16 protein-coding genes and 3 pseudogenes are annotated in these 17,220 nt (G+C 59.6%); 10 read left to right on the forward strand and 9 right to left on the reverse strand.

Annotation, left to right across the window (positions count from 1 at the left end):
* Positions 1 to 12: 12 nt before the first annotated feature.
* Positions 13 to 1,278: an extracellular solute-binding protein gene (locus NKH17_RS29375; RefSeq protein ID WP_352902334.1), complete on the reverse strand. Its 1,266-nt coding sequence runs from the start codon at positions 1,276 to 1,278 to the stop codon at positions 13 to 15.
* 321 nt (positions 1,279 to 1,599) lie between these two features.
* On the opposite strand from NKH17_RS29375, the gene NKH17_RS29380 reads away from it, so the two are divergent.
* The 5 genes from NKH17_RS29380 (at position 1,600) to NKH17_RS29400 (ending at position 6,012) form a co-directional block, all read left to right on the forward strand.
* Positions 1,600 to 1,863, forward strand: a complete 264-nt coding sequence (locus tag NKH17_RS29380; RefSeq protein ID WP_352902337.1) for a hypothetical protein — start codon at positions 1,600 to 1,602, stop codon at positions 1,861 to 1,863.
* Positions 1,802 to 2,887, forward strand: a complete 1,086-nt coding sequence (locus NKH17_RS29385; protein WP_352902366.1) for an ABC transporter substrate-binding protein — start codon at positions 1,802 to 1,804, stop codon at positions 2,885 to 2,887. The genes NKH17_RS29380 and NKH17_RS29385 overlap by 62 nt, the downstream gene beginning before the upstream one ends.
* 43 nt (positions 2,888 to 2,930) lie before the next feature.
* A complete protein-coding gene (locus NKH17_RS29390) occupies positions 2,931 to 3,821 on the forward strand; it encodes a carbohydrate ABC transporter permease (RefSeq protein ID WP_352902340.1) in 891 nt (296 codons plus the stop codon).
* 121 nt (positions 3,822 to 3,942) lie between these two features.
* Positions 3,943 to 4,692, forward strand: coding sequence for a carbohydrate ABC transporter permease (locus tag NKH17_RS29395; protein ID WP_352902343.1), 750 nt, complete (start codon positions 3,943 to 3,945; stop codon positions 4,690 to 4,692).
* A 393-nt stretch (positions 4,693 to 5,085) separates the two neighbouring features.
* Entirely contained in the window at positions 5,086 to 6,012 is a 927-nt protein-coding gene (locus NKH17_RS29400) for an ArsR/SmtB family transcription factor (RefSeq protein ID WP_352902346.1), read from the forward strand.
* A gap of 420 nt (positions 6,013 to 6,432) precedes the next feature.
* Here the strand turns inward: NKH17_RS29400 and NKH17_RS29405 are convergent, their stop codons facing one another.
* Positions 6,433 to 7,368, reverse strand: a complete 936-nt coding sequence (locus NKH17_RS29405; protein WP_352902349.1) for a glycoside hydrolase family protein — start codon at positions 7,366 to 7,368, stop codon at positions 6,433 to 6,435.
* 626 nt (positions 7,369 to 7,994) lie between these two features.
* Between NKH17_RS29405 and NKH17_RS29410 the strand changes: the two genes are divergently transcribed.
* Positions 7,995 to 8,942 carry a glycosyltransferase family protein gene (locus NKH17_RS29410; protein ID WP_352902352.1) on the forward strand — a complete coding sequence of 316 codons (948 nt, stop codon included), beginning with the start codon at positions 7,995 to 7,997 and terminating at the stop codon, positions 8,940 to 8,942.
* Between the two features lie 2 nt (positions 8,943 to 8,944).
* On the forward strand, positions 8,945 to 10,087 hold the full coding sequence (glf, locus tag NKH17_RS29415) for a UDP-galactopyranose mutase (RefSeq protein ID WP_352902355.1): 1,143 nt from the start codon (positions 8,945 to 8,947) through the stop codon (positions 10,085 to 10,087).
* A 391-nt stretch (positions 10,088 to 10,478) separates the two neighbouring features.
* On the opposite strand, the gene NKH17_RS29420 is transcribed toward glf, so the two are convergent.
* From NKH17_RS29420 to NKH17_RS29435, 4 genes and pseudogenes are all read right to left on the reverse strand, one after another.
* On the reverse strand, positions 10,479 to 11,645 hold the full coding sequence (locus tag NKH17_RS29420) for a beta-glucosidase (protein WP_352902358.1): 1,167 nt from the start codon (positions 11,643 to 11,645) through the stop codon (positions 10,479 to 10,481).
* 110 nt (positions 11,646 to 11,755) lie between these two features.
* Positions 11,756 to 11,913, reverse strand: a pseudogene (locus NKH17_RS33525) (cell division topological specificity factor MinE); the annotation flags it as partial.
* Positions 11,910 to 12,083 (reverse strand): annotated as a pseudogene (locus NKH17_RS29430) (septum site-determining protein MinD); the annotation flags it as partial. The pseudogenes NKH17_RS29430 and NKH17_RS33525, both read right to left, overlap by 4 nt.
* Before the next feature lie 133 nt (positions 12,084 to 12,216).
* Positions 12,217 to 12,741 (reverse strand): YciE/YciF ferroxidase family protein, encoded by a 525-nt coding sequence (locus tag NKH17_RS29435; RefSeq protein WP_352806412.1) that lies wholly within the window; start codon positions 12,739 to 12,741, stop codon positions 12,217 to 12,219.
* A 108-nt stretch (positions 12,742 to 12,849) separates the two neighbouring features.
* On the opposite strand from NKH17_RS29435, the pseudogene NKH17_RS29440 reads away from it, so the two are divergent.
* The 3 genes and pseudogenes from NKH17_RS29440 (at position 12,850) to NKH17_RS29450 (ending at position 15,782) form a co-directional block, all read left to right on the forward strand.
* Positions 12,850 to 13,581 (forward strand): annotated as a pseudogene (locus NKH17_RS29440) (IS5 family transposase).
* Between the two features lie 457 nt (positions 13,582 to 14,038).
* Positions 14,039 to 15,214, forward strand: coding sequence for a zinc-dependent alcohol dehydrogenase (locus NKH17_RS29445; protein WP_352806414.1), 1,176 nt, complete (start codon positions 14,039 to 14,041; stop codon positions 15,212 to 15,214).
* A gap of 13 nt (positions 15,215 to 15,227) precedes the next feature.
* Positions 15,228 to 15,782 carry a hypothetical protein gene (locus NKH17_RS29450; RefSeq protein WP_352806418.1) on the forward strand — a complete coding sequence of 185 codons (555 nt, stop codon included), beginning with the start codon at positions 15,228 to 15,230 and terminating at the stop codon, positions 15,780 to 15,782.
* A gap of 57 nt (positions 15,783 to 15,839) precedes the next feature.
* Here the strand turns inward: NKH17_RS29450 and NKH17_RS29455 are convergent, their stop codons facing one another.
* From NKH17_RS29455 to NKH17_RS29465, 3 genes are all read right to left on the reverse strand, one after another.
* Positions 15,840 to 16,061 (reverse strand): hypothetical protein, encoded by a 222-nt coding sequence (locus NKH17_RS29455; protein WP_352902807.1) that lies wholly within the window; start codon positions 16,059 to 16,061, stop codon positions 15,840 to 15,842.
* A 51-nt stretch (positions 16,062 to 16,112) separates the two neighbouring features.
* Positions 16,113 to 16,403: a hypothetical protein gene (locus NKH17_RS29460; RefSeq protein ID WP_352806420.1), complete on the reverse strand. Its 291-nt coding sequence runs from the start codon at positions 16,401 to 16,403 to the stop codon at positions 16,113 to 16,115.
* Between the two features lie 175 nt (positions 16,404 to 16,578).
* Positions 16,579 to 17,193 (reverse strand): DUF4142 domain-containing protein, encoded by a 615-nt coding sequence (locus NKH17_RS29465; RefSeq protein WP_352806423.1) that lies wholly within the window; start codon positions 17,191 to 17,193, stop codon positions 16,579 to 16,581.
* Positions 17,194 to 17,220: the final 27 nt, after the last annotated feature.

A 17,220-nucleotide genomic window follows, 5' to 3' on the forward strand; every position in this document is an offset into this window, starting at 1 on the left:
AGGTGTGACGGCCTACTGGTTCGGCTTGAACCAGCTGCTGACGGCTGCCTGCATGTCGGCCGCCAGCTTCTGCGGCGTAATGTTGCCTTCGACCATGTCGATGATCTCGGACTGAAGGATCGAGGAGGCCGTCGGCGTCTGCCAGCGGAAGCCGACAAGCGTCAGATAGGGTGTGGAATTCTTCGACATTTCCATCATCTTGGCGAGCACCGGGTCTTGGACGGTGACGTCGGTGCGGGCCGGCGGCCAGCCCAACTCGTCGGCGAAGAGCTGCGCGAACTCGGCCGAGGCCATGAAGTTGAGCACCTTGGTCGCCGCCTCCTTGTTGGCGCTTTCAGAGACCAGGCCATAGGAGCCGTCTGAAAAGGCCGAGGTGTAGAGCTTGGTTGCCGGGTCATCGGCGGGGAATGGGAAGATCGAGAATTTCAGCTTGGGGTTCTGCGCCTTGAAGCTGCCGTTCTCGAACGAGCCGCCGAAGAACATGGCCGCCTTGCCGCCGATGAATTGCTGTGTCGAGGTGGTGTAATCGACGCCGGCAAAGCCGTCGGAGAAATACGGCTTCAACTCGGCAAAGCGTTTCAGGGCAGCCACGTAGCGCGGATCCTCGAACGTCGCCTTGCCGCTCATCATCTCGTCGTAGAAGCCCGGACCATAGATGGTCGGGCCGACGACACCCACGCCGATCTCCAGTGCCCAGGCGGAGCCGTTGGCACCGCCGGCGGCAATCGGTGTTATGCCCGCCGCTTTCAGCTTCTCGCAGGCGGCGACGAAATCCTTGTAGGTCTTGGGGATCTCGATGCCCTGGGCGGCAAAAATGTCCTGGTTATAGAAGACGCCCACCATCGGCACCGAATAGGGCACGCCGTAGATCTTGCCGTCGGCGCGGCCACGAGCGCCGCCGAGGGCGGCATCAGCCATGTTCCTCAGCTCCGGCACGCTGTCGTCGAGCGCATCGAGATAACCACCCTCGATGAAAGATTGCAGTTCCCCGTATGCCTTGAGTTGGGCGATGTCAGGCCCGCGGCCGCCGCGCAGTGCCGTGCTCAGCCGGTTCTGGTAGTCGGCATCCGGGGTAAACTGGACGTTGACCTTGATGCCTGGGGTCTTGGCCTCGAAGGCATCGAAGATGCGGCGCATCGCAGCCTGGTCCTCGGTGCGCCAGCTCCACAAGGTCACGGTGTCGTCGGCTCTGGCCGGCAGTGCGGCAACGACCGCGGTGCACGCGGCAGCAAAGCCGCCGATCAGGCCGAGCGCGGCGCGTCGATGAATTGAAAACATGCTCAGTCTCCCATTCTTCTCGAGGTTGCCCTCCCCCCGGCTCAAAAGCCGGCAGACAGTCGTTCGCTTGTCCATGTCATTATAACGACATGATCTCGATCGCAAGAGCCTTGCCACAGTATTTGGACGGGCGCATGAAGAAAAACCTCGAGCTTCTTCTAACAACTTTTTGTTTTCAAATATGAATGTGTCTTTGATTCGTCCAAGGGCCGAAGGCTCCCGCTTCCGCGGCAGCAGCTCGTCACAAAGATAGCACTTGCGTCAGCGCTTCATGTTGTCATAACCTCATAGGCATCGCTATGGCCTACGCGGAGGATCCGGATGTCTTGGGCTTGGATTTCGAAACTCGCACTGGCTGCAGTGCTGGCCTCGCCCACCGCGGGATGGGCGCAATCGGTCAGCATCTCCTATCTGACCCACTGGTCGCCGGAGACGGTCGCTTTGCTGGACACTGCGGCCAAGGACTACGCCAAGACCAATCCGGATGTGACCGTCACCGTCCTCCGTTCCCTTCGGCGACCTCCTGACGACACTACGTTCCCAGGGTGGCAGTTCCGATGGGCCGACGATCGGCGGCATCTATGATTTGTGGCTGCCCGAACTGGCGCGGGACAAACTGGTCGCGCCGGCCCCCGATGCGGTTGCCGGCGAGGTCAAGAGCGCATGGCCGGCTGGTGTCGTCAGTGCAGCCTCCGTTGGTGGCACGCTCTACGGCATTCCAAACGAGATCGACGTCTATGCGCTGAACTACAACAAGGAGCTGTTCAGGCAGGCAGGCATTGCGGCGGCGCCGAAGACCTGGTCCGAATTGAAGGATGCGGCCCAGAAGCTGACCAGGAAAGATGCCGGCCAGCAAGGTTTCGGCATGATCAATTCCTGGGCGGCGGGCGTCGTCCATCCCTTCGCCTCGCTGCTGGTCTCCAATGGCGGCGAGCTGGTCAAGGACGGCAAACCGATGCTCGACAGTCCTCAAGCCGGCGAGACTTTCCAAATCTACGAGGATCTGATCAAGTCCGGCGCCAGCGATCCGGCGATGGCCACGGCCGACGCCAACACCACCGGCCCTTTCCTCGACAATTTCGTCTCCGGCAAGACCGGAATGATCATCATGGCCAACTGGTGGGAAAGCGCTTTGAAGAGCGGCATGGGCGACAAGTTCTCCAATATCGCCACCGCACCCATCCCGGTCGGTCCGAGCGGCGACAAGCCGCACTCGATCTCTTACTCATGGATGACCGTCGTCAACGCCAATGCCGGTCAGGCCGAACAAAAAGCGGCATGGGATTTCCTGGCATGGCTGAACAGTCCGAAGTCCGGCAAAAACGGCGCCTCGGCAATGTCGGATATTCTGATGTCGATGGGCATCCTGCCGACGCGGACCTCCGACATCGAAGCCCATAAGGAGAAGCTCGGTTCCGAGTTCCTGTCCGGCTATGTCAGCGTGCTTGCCGACGCCAAGCCCTTCCCTGTCGTGCCGGGGGGCCAGGAGTTCAGCGAATCGCTCCAGCAGACGCTCGAGGCGTTGCAGTATGGGCAGCTCTCGGCCAAGGATGCACAGGCGAACGCGCAGGCCGATGCCGTCTCGATCCTGGAGCGTGCCGTCAAATAGCGAAGGCGCTGTTTCGAGAGCCCGACGCTTTGGAAGCAGAGCGATGATCAAGACCTATCGTGCCTCGGCGGGCATCATGCTGGCGCCCGCCGTGACATTGATCGGCGTTTTCATCCTGCTGCCGATGCTGCTCACCATCTGGCTGTCATTCCAGGAGTGGTCGACGCAAACACCTTTTTCCAGTGCGAGCTTCATCGGCTTCGACAATTTTCGCGAAATATTCGGACCGACCTCGGTCGGACGGGATTTCAAGCGAGCACTGCTCAACACCGCGATCTACACGGCATTATCGGTGTTGCTCATCCTGCCCCTTTCGGTAGCGTTCGGGCTGATGGTCTACCAGCGCGATGTCGCAGGCGGCACGGCGCTGCGGACCGTGTTGTTTTCCACCTACATGGTGCCGATGATCGCCGTGACGCTGGTCTGGTCGAAGCTCTATTCGCCGAGCGAAGGGCCGCTCAACCAGATGCTCGGCCTCGCCGGCATCGGCCCGCAACCCTGGCTGTCCTCGCCAAGATCGGCGTTGATCTCGATCGTCGTGCTCAATGTCTGGCAGCAGATCGGCTATTTTACGGTGCTGGCCGTTGCCGGGCTGACCCAGATCCCGGGCAGTCTTTACGAGGCGGCGACTCTGGACGGCGCCAACCGACGCGAACAGTTCCGCTTCATCACCTTGCCGCTGCTACGCCGCACGCTCCTGTTCAGCGCCGTCATCGCCATCATCAACGCCGTGCAGGTGTTCGAGCCGGTAGCGCTGATCACCCAAGGCGGGCCGGTCGGCTCGACCAATGTGCTGACCTATCATATCCGCCGAGTCGGCATCGAGCGCGCACAAGGCGGGCTGGGCTCGGCCATGGCAGTGATGCTGATGCTGGCGCTGATCGTCGTCGTGTGCGCGCTGTTCGCCTATGCCAACCGGAAGGACGACGGATGAGCTCGCCGGGCCGTTCGCGATTGTCGAGCCGGTTGGCGCGCAAACGCCCGGCGAGCCGCAGGGCGCTGCTCGCGACGCTGATGCTGCTGGTTGCCGTGCCTCTGCCTTCCCGCTGTTATGGATGATACTTTCCAGCCTGAAGACGCCGGCCGAAACCATGCAGGTGCCGCCGGTATGGATACCGCGCACGCCGAGCCTCGAAGCCTACGAGAAAGTGTCCGGCGTGATCAATGTCGGCCGCTCGATGTGGAATTCGCTGGTGATCGCCACCATCACCACCGCCGGCATTCTGGTCACCAGCATGATGGCTGGCTACGCCTTCGCCAAGCACCACTTTCCCGGCCGCTCGCTGCTGTTTTCGCTGCTGATCGCCACCATGTTCCTGCCGCCGATCGTTACGTTGATCCCGCTTTATCGTCTCGTCGGATCGATCGGCCTGAATGCCAGCCTTGCCGGCATCATCGTGCCCAACCTCGCCAACGCTTTCGGCATTTTTCTGATGCGCCAGTTCATTGCCGGCGTGCCGGATGATTTGATCGACGCGGCGCGGATGGACGGAGCGTCGGAACTCCTGATCCTGTTCAAGATCGTCGCGCCGAGCGTGGCACCCGCAATCGCGGCACTGGCGCTGTTTGCCTTCGTCTACCACTGGAACAGCTATCTGTGGCCGCTCACCGTGTTGCAGGGCAATGCAGAGGACTATCCGATCGTAATCAGCCTGAGCCGCCTGCTCAGCTACAACCGAGGTGCCCTCAACACCGGACTGGTCATGGCTGGCGCCACACTTGCTGTGCTGCCGCCATTGGTGCTCTTCGTCTTCCTGCAGCGCTTCTTCGTGGATTCGATCGTCGGCTCAGCGGTCAAGGGGTAGCGTCGGCGGCACGGCCGGCATTTGCCTGGCTGGGACGCGCTGGGGCGCAGAACGGAGCTAGGCAGATAGCCGCGTCCTGAAAGCTGTCAGTTCATCAGCGAACCTGGACGCGAATACTCCCACCGCCTCAGCTGCAGCCAGAGCCTCGCGCGTAGGGCGTCCATCCCGCACGCCAAACATATTGCGCGGCGAACAATCTTAGACCTGAGCCAAACATCCTTGTTGCGGTGTGGCTTCAAATGCGTACCGAACGTGTAGCCGCTTGCATGTAACCAAATTGCCGGCTCGGCGTTTCCTTCAACGCCGTTGCAACGGTCCCGCCACCAACGCAAGGTTACAGAACACGAATTAGCGAGGCGATAGCTTCTTCTAGGAGTATAGACTGGCAATTTCATGAGTCGCAATTTTCTGGTGATCGAACCTGAGGAAGGCATTGCCGTGCTCAAGGGGCTTGCCTCCTCGGCGCGGATCTCGATGCTGAAACTGCTGCATGAAAAGGGGCCGATGAATGTCAACGAAATCGCCGCCATGCTGTCGCTGCCTCAATCGACCGTCTCGACAAACATCCAGGTGCTGGAGGATGCGGGCCTGATCCGCACCGAGAACCGGAAGGCGAAGAAAGGCAATCAGAAAATCTGTTTTCCGACCGCCGAAGAAATGCTCGTCGTGTTCAAGGGCGAATATCGTGCGGTCAAGACCGACGCGATCGAAGTGTCGATGCCGATCGGGCTTTACACCGGCTTTGAGGTTACCGCGCCCTGTGGCCTTTGTTCGCCGGACGGCATCATCGGCTTGCTCGATGTGCCGAACACTTTCCTTGATCCGGATCGCATGAAGGCCGGTTTGCTGTGGTTCACGCGCGGTTTTGTCGAATACCAGTTCCCCAACAATGCCAAGCTCGCCAATGCCGAGATCACCGGACTCGAAGTGGCGATAGAGCTGTCTTCGGAAGTGCCGGGCACCAGCGCCGATTGGCCCTCGGACATCACGCTGACGATCAATGGTGTCGATGTCGGCACCTGGACGTCGCCGGGGGATTTCGGCGACAAGCGCGGCGTCTTCACGCCCTCCTGGTGGAAGCTCAAGGGCTCGCAATACGGCAAGCTGAAGAACTGGCGAATTGCCAATGACGGCACCTATGTCGACGGTCTCAGGATTTCCGAAACCGGCCTCGCCGCACTCGATCTGAAGAGCCATCATTCAATCCGCGTCCGTATCGGCGTCAAGGACGACGCCGAGCGCCCCGGCGGGATCAACATTTTCGGCAAGGGCTTTGGAAACTACGATCAGGACATCCTGCTCAGGATCAAAACTGGTTGATACCATCAACCCCGGTTTGAAAAATATGAACCAATTTCAGCTGCTTCCTTTTATTTAGCCAACTCGGCATCCAATTGTTAGACTTGCGGCTATCTTGTCACCGGCGCTCAGAAACCGATTGGCACGACTGGTCTCACCGAGGAGTTCGAAGAGAGAATTTAAATATTTATCTGACGCGACCAGCTTACCTGGATGCATTTTATACTCTCAACCTGCCTCGTCGCAGGCTTCGGCGACTGGCTATGTCATCAGCCTGGGACATCATAGCCATCAGCTATCACTTGACGGCCATCGATCAGAAACGGCGACTGGCAACACCCGAGCTTAATCTGTGCTTTTCTTGGTTTTTTGTCGGCGTCCGTCGGGCAATGCGACCTGGACGAGGTGGATAGCCCAGCGGCTACGATTGGATCACGTCTCCTAGGCAACTCTGGAAAGTATGTGCCGATCCAAGTCGCACTTGGCCAGACCATATCGCCAGCGGTGGTTCGTCGTCTCGCGTCTGCTCTGGTAGAACAAAGTCAATTGCCGGCCTTCGATCATTACGGTCGAATGGCCATTCTCTCCTGGCTCGCCAGGATCAAGGACGGGGCCGACCGAGACATAAGGACCCTCTACCCTATCGGCGATAGCAAAGAAAACGCGTTGACGGCTTCCACGGGGGCCGTCGGGGAGGAAGCAGGTAGCGTTGAGAAGCACGCGGCCATCCGGCAATTCAACCAGTTGCGCCCCTTCTATCCCCCACTCGTAATCGGGGTGCTCGCGCGCATTGTGATGCGGCACGTCGAGATGATCGAGTATCTTGCCGAGACGTTTCCATGGACCGAACCAAGAATCGGATTGGCTGCGCGCCAGATAGACATCAGGCTGAGGCACTCTGGTGAATTTGGGCATGCCTGAATAGACGATATAGCGCTTGCCTCCGATGATTGCGGGGTGGGGATCGTAGATGCCGTCCTCATCGGTGTCGGGCAGCGACAATATCGCCGCATTGAGCACCACCCAATGAAAGCCGTCATTGGACACCGCGTGCTCGCAACGTCCGCCGGACTTCATGAATTCGGTCTGGATAAACATGTGGAAGACGCCGCACTCATGAATGACGCCGGGCGCCGCAATGCCCGATCCGGTTACCGGCAAAACGATCGCCTCGTGCTCTGTCCAGGGTCCATAAAGATCCGGCGCTGTGGCGTGGAGGATTTTCCAGCTCTCTGTTGTGACGGTGCCGCTGGAGCCGAAGACGTGCCAGAGCGTGCCGTCGAACACCGGACAAGGGTCCTTCAGATCATCCACGACCTGCGGGTGAAACAACGGGAACACGTTGGTTTCAAAGTCAATCTTCATTTCGCCAACCATCCCTCGATTCCTCGCGGGCCCAACCCAATGAACCACCTGCGCGACTCGAATGAGTCGATTCGCAGGCCTCATTTATAACTCCGCCCATGAACGGTTGTTGAACGATTGAACGATTTCAACCGTTCTGTGGCAATGCGCCACATTTTGGGTCACGCACGGCGCGGGGCTTCAGCTTCTGGAGCGGCCATCATGTCAGCCGGATGTAGGTCGTCCGGCTTGACCTTCTCTGTTGAGCCATGGCCGGAATGGAGCGGACCGCTGGCCTCGCCCGAGACAGTTTGGAACTATGGAACAACTTACTGGGATGAAAGTTATATAGATGGCTGCGAATTTCGTTCGAAGCTGCCTCGATTAACGTATGCTAATCGAGGAAATTTCTAACTGCAACGAAGGATTTCTACATGGAAATGGCGGCGGGCACCTCCACAGCACCAAATACCGCCGTACAATCGTCAATTTTACTTTGCTTTTCCCACCTCCGATGGAATTTTGTATTCCAAAGACCGCAACAGATTCTGACGCTCGCCTCGAAACAGCAGCAGCTAATTTATTTCGAAGAGCCGATCTTCGAGGAAAGGCGCCACGCTTCGATGCGGGTGAACGACGTTTCACCTACGATCAAAATTGTGACTCCGGTTATTCCAGTCGGCGCGTCCGCCACCAAGGCGGATGCGCTCCAGCGCAGATTCGTCGACCAGATCGTCGCCTCGACGCCGCATGAACGGCTGACCGCGTGGTATTACACGCCCATGGCGCTACGTTTCAGCGACCATCTCACCTTTGACGTCTGCGTCTACGACTGCATGGATGAACTCTCCGCGTTCAAGAACGCACCGGCAGAGTTGAAACAGCTGGAGAAGGCGCTGTTCCAACGTGCCGATATCGTCTTCACGGGCGGGCAGAGCCTTTACGAGGCCAAGCGAAGCCTGCATCGTTCGATCTTTCCTTTTCCAAGCAGCATCGACGTTGCACATTTCCATCAGGCGAGAGAGCCGGGGGAGGACCCACTCGACCAGGCCAACATACCTCACCCGAGAGTGGGGTATTTCGGGGTCATTGACGAGCGGCTCGACGTCGAATTGGTAGCGCAGACGGCTGGGGCAATGCCGGACGTGCAATTCGTCATGCTCGGCCCTGTGGTCAAGATTGATCCGGCGAGGCTGCCCACGGCAAGCAACCTGCATTGGCTGGGCGGCAAGTCCTATGCCGACCTGCCACGCTACCTCCGGCATTGGAGTGCCGGCTGGATGCCTTTCAAGCTCAATGAGGCGACACGCTACATCAGTCCGACAAAGACTCCTGAATTCCTGGCGGCTGGACTGCCGGTGGTTTCCACAGCGATCGTCGACGTCGTGCGCACCTACGGCGCCGAAGGCCTGGTCGACATTGTCGACGCAGAGGATGTCGAAGCGAAGCTTCGATCCATCCTGGCGCGTCCCCGCAATTTCCTGGTCGAGAAAGCCGACGCTTACCTCGCCGACATGTCCTGGGAGAAGACCTGGAATGCGATGGCGGCCCACATCCAGCGCGCCCACGCGATGAAGAGCGTCGTCCCGTTGCCGAGGGGAGCGTGAGCATGTTCAACTGGCTGATCGTCGGCGCCGGCTTCGCCGGCAGCGTGCTGGCGGAACGCATGGCATCGCAACGACAAGAAAGCGTCCTGATCGTCGACAGACGAAATCACGTCGGCGGCAATGCGTATGACTGTTATGACGAGGCAGGGATCCTGATCCACCGCTATGGGCCGCACATATTCCACACCAACGCCCAATCGATCATGGACTACCTGTCGCAGTTCACCGAATGGCGGTCTTACGAACACCGCGTGCTGTCGCTGGTCGACGGAAAGCTGCTGCCGATACCGATCAATCTAGACACCATAAATCGCCTTTACGGCCTTAAGCTGACATCCGAGCAGTTGCAGGAGTTCTTCGCTTCCCGGCGAGAGACGGTGGAAGAAGTCCGCACAGCCGAAGACGTCGTCGTGAGCACCGTGGGCAGGGAGCTCTACGAGAAATTCTTCCGCGGCTACACCAGGAAGCAGTGGGGTGTTGACCCTTCCCAGTTGAGCAAATCAGTCACAGCGCGGGTGCCAACGCGGACCGATCGGGATGATCGCTACTTTGGCGACACTTTCCAGAAAATGCCGGCAGGCGGGTATACGCGCATGTTCCAGCGCATGCTGGATAATCCCAAGATCAAGATCATGCTGCAGACCGATTATCGCGAGATTCGTGACAAGATTCCGTTTCAGCGGATGATCTACACCGGGCCAATCGACGAATTTTTCGATTGGAAGCTGGGTCGCTTGCCCTACCGCTCGCTGCGCTTTGAGCACGTGACGCTTGATTGCGAGGAGTTTCAGCCGGTCGCTGTCGTCAACTATCCGCAGACGGAAAACTATACCCGCATCACCGAGTACAAGCATCTGACCGGACAGAAGAGTCCGAAGACCAGCCTGACCTACGAATACCCCTCGGACATCGGAGATCCCTATTACCCGGTGCCGCGGCCCGAAAACGAGGCGTTGTACAAAAGCTACGAAGCGTTGGCAGCGGCGTGCCCACAGGTCTGGTTCGTCGGACGTCTGGCGACATATCGCTATTACAATATGGATCAGGTCGTCGGGCAGGCGTTGGCGACGTTCGCGCGCATTCAAAAGAGCATGCCGGCAAACGGCATCGGGCAGAGGCCGACGCAGCGCGAGGCGGCGGAGTGAACGATGCGCCGGGATTAAGCTGCGGTCGCGGCGAGCATTAACATTTGAGATGGCGCAAAGATCAAGGGAACCTAATATGCCGTTGGAGGGGTCGTGCGTACGAGGCGTTTCACAAAGCCGATAGTCGTTCAACCCGGCCGGATCGATCGCGACAAGGGTTGTTGTGTCGGTAACGGACGCGGCCGAGGTTCTGCTGAAGCCCGGAGCTGGCTTGCAAGTCGAGACTCGCAACAATCGGGGCGTGCCTTGCCGTGATCCGCGGCGGAAAGCGCCAAGGGTCGCACGCGAGGCGTTCATCGCTGCGGCCAAGGACGGCAGGATCTTTCTCGCAGACACATATAGGCTTACCGCGTTGCCGATGCAGTTAAAGCGCGGCGCGCTATCGACAGGGCTATACCGCGCCTGCTGGCTCGTTTTCGAAGGCCTCGAACAATCGGCGCTGGCGCTCCAACTCGTCGGCAAGCGGCCTGTGAAGAGTGCGCGAGCCGTCCGCATGAATGGTGGAGAACAAGCCTACTTCGGCGTGGCGCGAATTGTCCCAACCGGGGTAGGCCGTCACCGGGTACAGGCATATGCCCTGAATAGGTGCGCCGAGGCTCATCGCATCGCGCACTTCGTCGCAAACATAATGGAGCCAAGCCGGCCGTCCCGACCCCTCGGCGCCAGTCTCGGCAATGAACATTGGCTTCCTATAGCGCTCATCGACCTCGACCAACATTTCCGAAAGCGCCCGGTATTCGTGGTGCCCCATCGGTATCGTTGGCCCATTCAAGTACCACTGGTTGTGCGGGTAGAAGTTGAGGCCTATGACGTCGACAAGGTCCTCGCTGCCACCCAACTCCGGCTCAGCGCGCCCGACCAGCATGTCGTAAGCCTCGAACTGGCCCTGACGAGCATTTTCGGCGCGCCGCCGCTCGGCGCGAGTGCGGTCACGAGGAGCAATATGGATGAGCGGCTCAGCCCAGATGAACCTGCAACCGGGTTCGGCCTCCCGCATTGCTCTGATCCCGGCGATCGCTGCCCTGACAAGGTGGCGTTTGAACCATCCGCGCTTGTTCTGCCCGACGCGCGGGAAATAGCCGACCTCCACCGCCCACGCAAAGAACGAAATTTCGTTGATCGGACATACCAGGGGAGCCACTCCGGTGGCTAAGCGATGAACCCGAACAGCTTCCGCGGCGAAACGGACATAGGCCTCGAAAAAGCCGGGGCCACCTTGCTCGACGTGGTCTGGCGAACCATAGTGGAAGATATCCCAGATGACCTGCACCCCGGCCGCTTGGGCTGCTTCGATCACCGACATCCAGCTCGACCAGTCAAAGACTCCCGGCGCTGTTTCGATCAAGTGCCAGCGCAAGCCGTCGCGGATCGTGCGAAGCCCAAGCTCGGCACAGCGGCGATAGTCGCCGGATGCATGGGTGTCATGTGAGGTCGCACGGATCAGATCAAGGCGCACCCCGTCGGCACGACGATGCGAGGAACACTCGAAACCAGCCATGAAAAAGCTGTCGATGCCAGAGGGATCTGCCGCAGGCCGACGAGCCGGTTCCTCGTTCATACCGGCATCCTGTCGGCCAGGGATGGCGCAAGCACTTGCGTTCGGCGATCGCCCCTTGCCAGGTTCGGTCGCCTCTTCGATTTGCACTCGGCTGCCATCACGTCAACGTGTTGGCGTTGCCTGGCGATCACCGCCATGATCTCCTCGCGCAACACGGAGACGAGATCGGGCTGGTTGCGGCTTCGACGCTCGTAAGCCAACAGCAGTTGCAAGCGCTCGCGCGCCACGGGCGCGCTGCCGCGGCGCTTGAGATATCGAGCAGGTTCATGCTGCCCTCCTTCCCAACAGCCGGTCGAGGAGGCCCCTCCGTTCGAAAGGCAGAATGACCGGCAGGTCCTCGCCCTCGAGTCTTCTTGCCGCGTCGATATAGGCGCGTGCGGTGGGGTTGGTGTTTTCGCTGAGCGTAACCGGCGCGCCCACATTGGATGCGCGCAGTAGTACAATGCGGTTGGTGCCAAAACACGGGTGCTCGACAGGCAAGCGACAGAGGAAATGGCCAAATCCGAATTCGCTCATTGCGCTGCTCAAGAAGATGCAAATTTCGGATTGGCCACCCCAGCAATACGCGACCTTACGCGGCCTGCTGCATTGCCCGTTCATTGACGCCAGTTTCGCCGAGTTGGGTGAGCGCTTCATCGGTCGCTTTTTCTTCCTCGAGAGTCTGTTCCAGAAGTGGGACTGCGTCTCTTAGGCCGAGCAAGCCCGCCCACGTCACAAGAGTGCCGTAGCGCGCGATTTCATAATGCTCGACGGCCTGGGCTGCAGCCACGAGCCCTGCGTCCAATGCTGGAGCGTCCCCGAATTCCTCCAAGATCTCCTGCCCCTCCTCAATCATGCCATCGATTGCTGGGCAGGTCTTGCCCTGCGCCCTCCTGCCGAACGCGTCGAAAACCTGCTGCAGGCGATCGATTTGACCTTCTGTCTCGTCTCGATGCTTTTCGAACGCGGCCTTCAGCTCTTCGGACTCTGCGCCCTTTGCCATTTTCTTTAAGGCGGTCAGAATCTTCCGTTCGGCGTAGTAGATGTCCTTCAGACCATCGTAGAAAAGGTCTTCCAAGCCCTTGGAACTGCCCTGTGATCTTCTCGTCGTCGCCATTCTGATCTCCTGTTGAGCTATCGATGGATGTACGGCTCTAACGAGGCCAGTGCCTTGTTGTTCCTTCACTATGGCTCGCAACTCGCTGTCCCGCGAGCGCCGGAGCAGATGCGCCGGATCGAGCCCTATTTTCCTTTTGTCGCATGGTGTGCCGCGTGTAGATGACCGCCGGGTGCTGAGCGGCATCCTGTTCGTGATCCGCAATGGTCTTCGCTGGCGAGATGTCCCTTCCGACTACGGTCCGCACAAGACTATCTACAACCGCTTCATCCGCTGGAGTCGGCTGGGTGTGTTCAACCGCATCCTGGCGGAACTGGCCGCGCAGGGCGGCGAAACGGACAATCTGATGATCGATGCCACCCATCTCAAAGCGCATCGCACTGCCGCCAGCCTCCTTAAAAAGGGGCTCTATCCCGATGTATCGGACGCAGCCGAGGCGGACTGACCACCAAGCTGCAAGTGGTCTGTGACGGCAAGGGACGTCCGCGGCTGCTGCATCTGAGCGAAGGGCAGGCCAATGATCACAAGACTGCTGCGGCAGTGATCGAGGATTTGCCCGCCGCCAAATCCCTGCTCGCCGATCGGGCCTACAGTTCAGCGGCCTTCCGCCAGGCGCTCGTCGAGCGCGGTATCACGCCATGCATCCCACCCCATGCCAAGCATCGTGTTCAGCACAGCTACGATCCTGTCCTATACCGACAACGCCACAGGATCGAGAACATGTTCGCACGCCTCAAAGACTGGCGACGCATCCACACCAGATACGACCGATGTGCTCACACCTTCTTGTCGGCGATCGCCTTCGCTGCAGCCTTCATCTTCTGGATCAATGAGTCCTGACCCTAACTGTGATTGCTGGATGTGAAGGTCAGATGGGCCTGCCTGGTCCTGTGGGTACATAGGAGAAGATCACTGACGTCCCGGCAGACCATTGACCCTTATTCGGCGGCATCAGGGCAAGGCCTTCGGCCTGAAGCCGAACACCCGGTGAAACAAACCGCTGAGCCGGAGTCCATGTTCCGACCGGGCAGCGACGGCTGTGAAAAGACCCTGGTGCCTCTGCGAAAATTGTCAGCCGACCCTTCTGATAGTGCGGGACCGGAGTTTTTTAAAGATGCGGGAACATCGATGCTGCCTCACGGGTTCGGCGCAAGAAACTCCATAGTCCGAAGGAAAGCGGCCGGGGTTGGCTCCGGAATGAAGGAAGCAGCCGTTCTCAGCACCCGTTTGCGCGACGTCAGTTCGGCCGAGGGCGTTGCCGGCGGCGCTGCAGACGGGCATCCACAGGAGATGAAGCATGCGGGCTCTCGTTTGGCATGGAAAAGAAGATATACGTTGCGACGAGGTTACCGATCCCGAAATCGAGGATCCGCGCGACGCCATTGTCAAGGTGACCAGCTGCGCGATCTGCGGCTCGGATCTGCACCTCTATCACAACTTCATCCCGGCGATGCTGCCTGGCGACATCATGGGCCACGAGATGATGGGAGAGGTGGTGGAAGTTGGATCCGGCGTAAACGGCGCCCTCAAGAACGGAGATCGCATCGTTGTTCCCTTCACAATCATTTGCGGTGAATGCGAGCAGTGCAAGCGCAAGAATTTCTCGGTTTGCGAACGCACCAACCGCAACAAGAATATCGCCGACAAAGCATTCGGGCACACCACGGCCGGGCTGTTTGGCTATACCCATCTCACCGGCGGTTACCCGGGCGGACAAGCCGAATATGTTCGCGTGCCGTTTGCCGACGCCACGCATATCAAGGTTCCGGACGGCCTCTCCGATGAGCAGGTCCTCTTCCTCGGCGACATCTTTCCAACCGGCTGGCAGGCTGCTGTTCAGTGCGACATCGAGCCGTCCGACACGGTCGCGATCTGGGGCTGTGGCCCGGTGGGGCAGATGGCCATACGCAGCGCGGTCCTCATCGGGGCCGCGCAGGTTGTGGCGATCGACTGCCTGCCGGAACGCCTTTCCATGGCCGCGGCAGCCGGCGCCATCACAATCAACTTCAAGGACGCGAGGGTTATCGAGACGCTGAATGAGCTTACAGGTGGCAAAGGGCCCGATAAATGCATCGATGCCATCGGGATGGAAAGCCATGTGTCACTTGGGCAACCAGACACTCTCTACGACCGCGCGAAACAGATGATGCTGATGGAAAACGATCGCCCACACGTGCTGCGGGAGATGATCTATGTCTGCAGGCCAGCCGGCGTCATCTCAATCCCGGGCGTGTATAGCGGGTTCGTCGACAAGCTCCCGATGGGCCAAGCCATGAACAAGGGCCTGACTTTCAGGATGGGCCAGACGCATGTGAATCGCTGGGCCGACGACCTGCTGCGCCGCATCGAAGAAGGTCAGATCGACCCCTCCTTCGTCATCACCCACACGGTCGGGATCGAACGAGGACCCGAGATGTACAGGGTATTCCGCGACAAGCAGGATAGCTGCGTCAAAGTCGTACTGAAGCCCTAGGAGAGCCATCAACATGCTTACCAAATTCGGGAATCTCAGCAGATCGCCAAGCGACCCCAAGGTCGTAAAGTCTGGCCCGACTGCGCTGGCAGCCTCCGATATGCTTACCCGCAGACTGGGCTGGTTCAGCATAGCGCTAGGTGTCGCCGAGCTTGTGGCCTCCGAGCGGATCGCCCGCGCACTCGGCATGCGCGGCAAGGAGAGCATCATCCGTGCCTACGGGGCGCGGGAGGTCAGCAGCGGCATTCTCTCCTTGTCGGTAGACAAACAGGCAGGGCTTTGGAGCCGTTTGGGCGGTGACGCGCTCGACATAGCAACACTCTTGCCGGCGTTCCGGCGCAGCAATCCAAAGCGTGACAATGTCGGCCTTGCTCTGGTCCTCGTCGCCAGTGTGACGCTCGTCGATTGGTTGAGCGCCCAAAAGGTAAGCGCCCGCCACGCTCGCGGCCGCGCGCAACCGCGGGATTTTAGCAACCGCAGCGGCTTCCCACGCGGAGTGGCCGCCGTGCGGGGCCTTGCGCGGACAGAGAGGTCGACATCTGCCGGCCAGAACCGACGTGATGATTGACCGGCACTACCCCTGTCCTCCTTCTCTGCCGTCGCCCCTGTCCGAAATGGCCGTGGGTCAACAGGATGGCAGCCGGTCGGGCGCCACTGCCAAAAGGTCTCTCGGCGACATCGATGATGTTTTCCGGACATTTGGCACCGCGGCATCGATCAGCACCAATTGTGATCGCGGCCACAGGCACACCGAAGTACACGACATTGACGTCGCAAGCCGCAGATTGGCGAGTTCAGGCGTGATGCTGTGTAGCAACGCGGCGATGTCCTTGCGAAACTGCTCCATACGGTTTCCTCGGGCAAACTCTGACAGCTGGATAGGGCGTATATCCTGAAGCTATGGCCCGCTCTTGGAATCATCGACCTCCAGCGCATCCATGACAGGTCCCAGATCGCTCTGTTCGGCGCGGACGGTATGCACACTTGGCACGGAATTCTTCAGCGCTTGCCCGATCGCATCTTCGGTATTTCCGAGCTCGTCCTCACGTACCTCGCGACCATAGCCGGCCGCTTCGGCATCCTGCTCGAACTGCTGCGCGAGCACGGCGACACTCACTTCCTCTTCACCGGGAAGGGTGCTGACATTCTCCTGTAGCCAGGCTTCAAAAAACTCTTTGGTCGCGCTCATGCGATAGCTCCTTCGCCAAACTAAGCGCGGCGGCGAGCCGCAGTTCCGCTATCGCGTCACTTTTCCAATCAGCAGGGGGATTGATCTTTCCGCGACCCGACGCGCTTCTCGCCCCGTCGAGTTCCGGGCGACGGCAGCCACGAACTTTCAGGGGCTGCGTTGGAAATGGGCGGCGTTATTTATTCTTTTGCGACTCCGGTCCAAGCGAAGCTTTCCCTGCCAGATCCGCGTGCAACGTGCGAGCCATGTCGAGATGTTCCAGCACCGTCGGCAGCTTGTCGGAGGCGAACTGCTGAAGCTCTGCATCCTCGCCGGAGCCAATCTCCCAGACCAGAAGCTGCGCCGCCTTCTGGTGGTCGACGATCTGCGCGGCCAGATAATCCAGCTCGAATGCAGCGCCGTCCAGTTTTTCGAGATCGGCGCGGATTTTCTTATGATCGGGGTCGAGCTCTTCGGGAAGCGGAATCTCGCTCTTGTCCGCGATGGATTTCAGCTGTTTATTTGCCTTGTCGTGGTCTTCGACCATTCGATTTGCAAATTCCCTCACCCCATCATGGCTTGTCTTTCCAGCCGCGAGCCGACCCAGCTCCACCTCGGCCCTGCCGCCAGCCGTGACCAGCTGGGCGAAAAGCCGATCCTGATAATTCGTCTGGTTCGGCGCTGGAACTCCAGGCTTCTCCATCCTCGTGTCGGGAGCAAGGCCGGCCGGATTGCCGATCTGCGCCAACGCACAACAAGGCGACAGCGCCAGGGCGAAGGTGATTGCGGCAGCACGCATGATGTCCTCCATTCTGCGCCGAAGGCGGGCCCCCCGGCA

It is taken from the genome of Mesorhizobium sp. M1334 (assembly GCF_040317995.1).
In the GTDB taxonomy this organism is placed as follows: Bacteria; Pseudomonadota; Alphaproteobacteria; order Rhizobiales; family Rhizobiaceae; genus Mesorhizobium.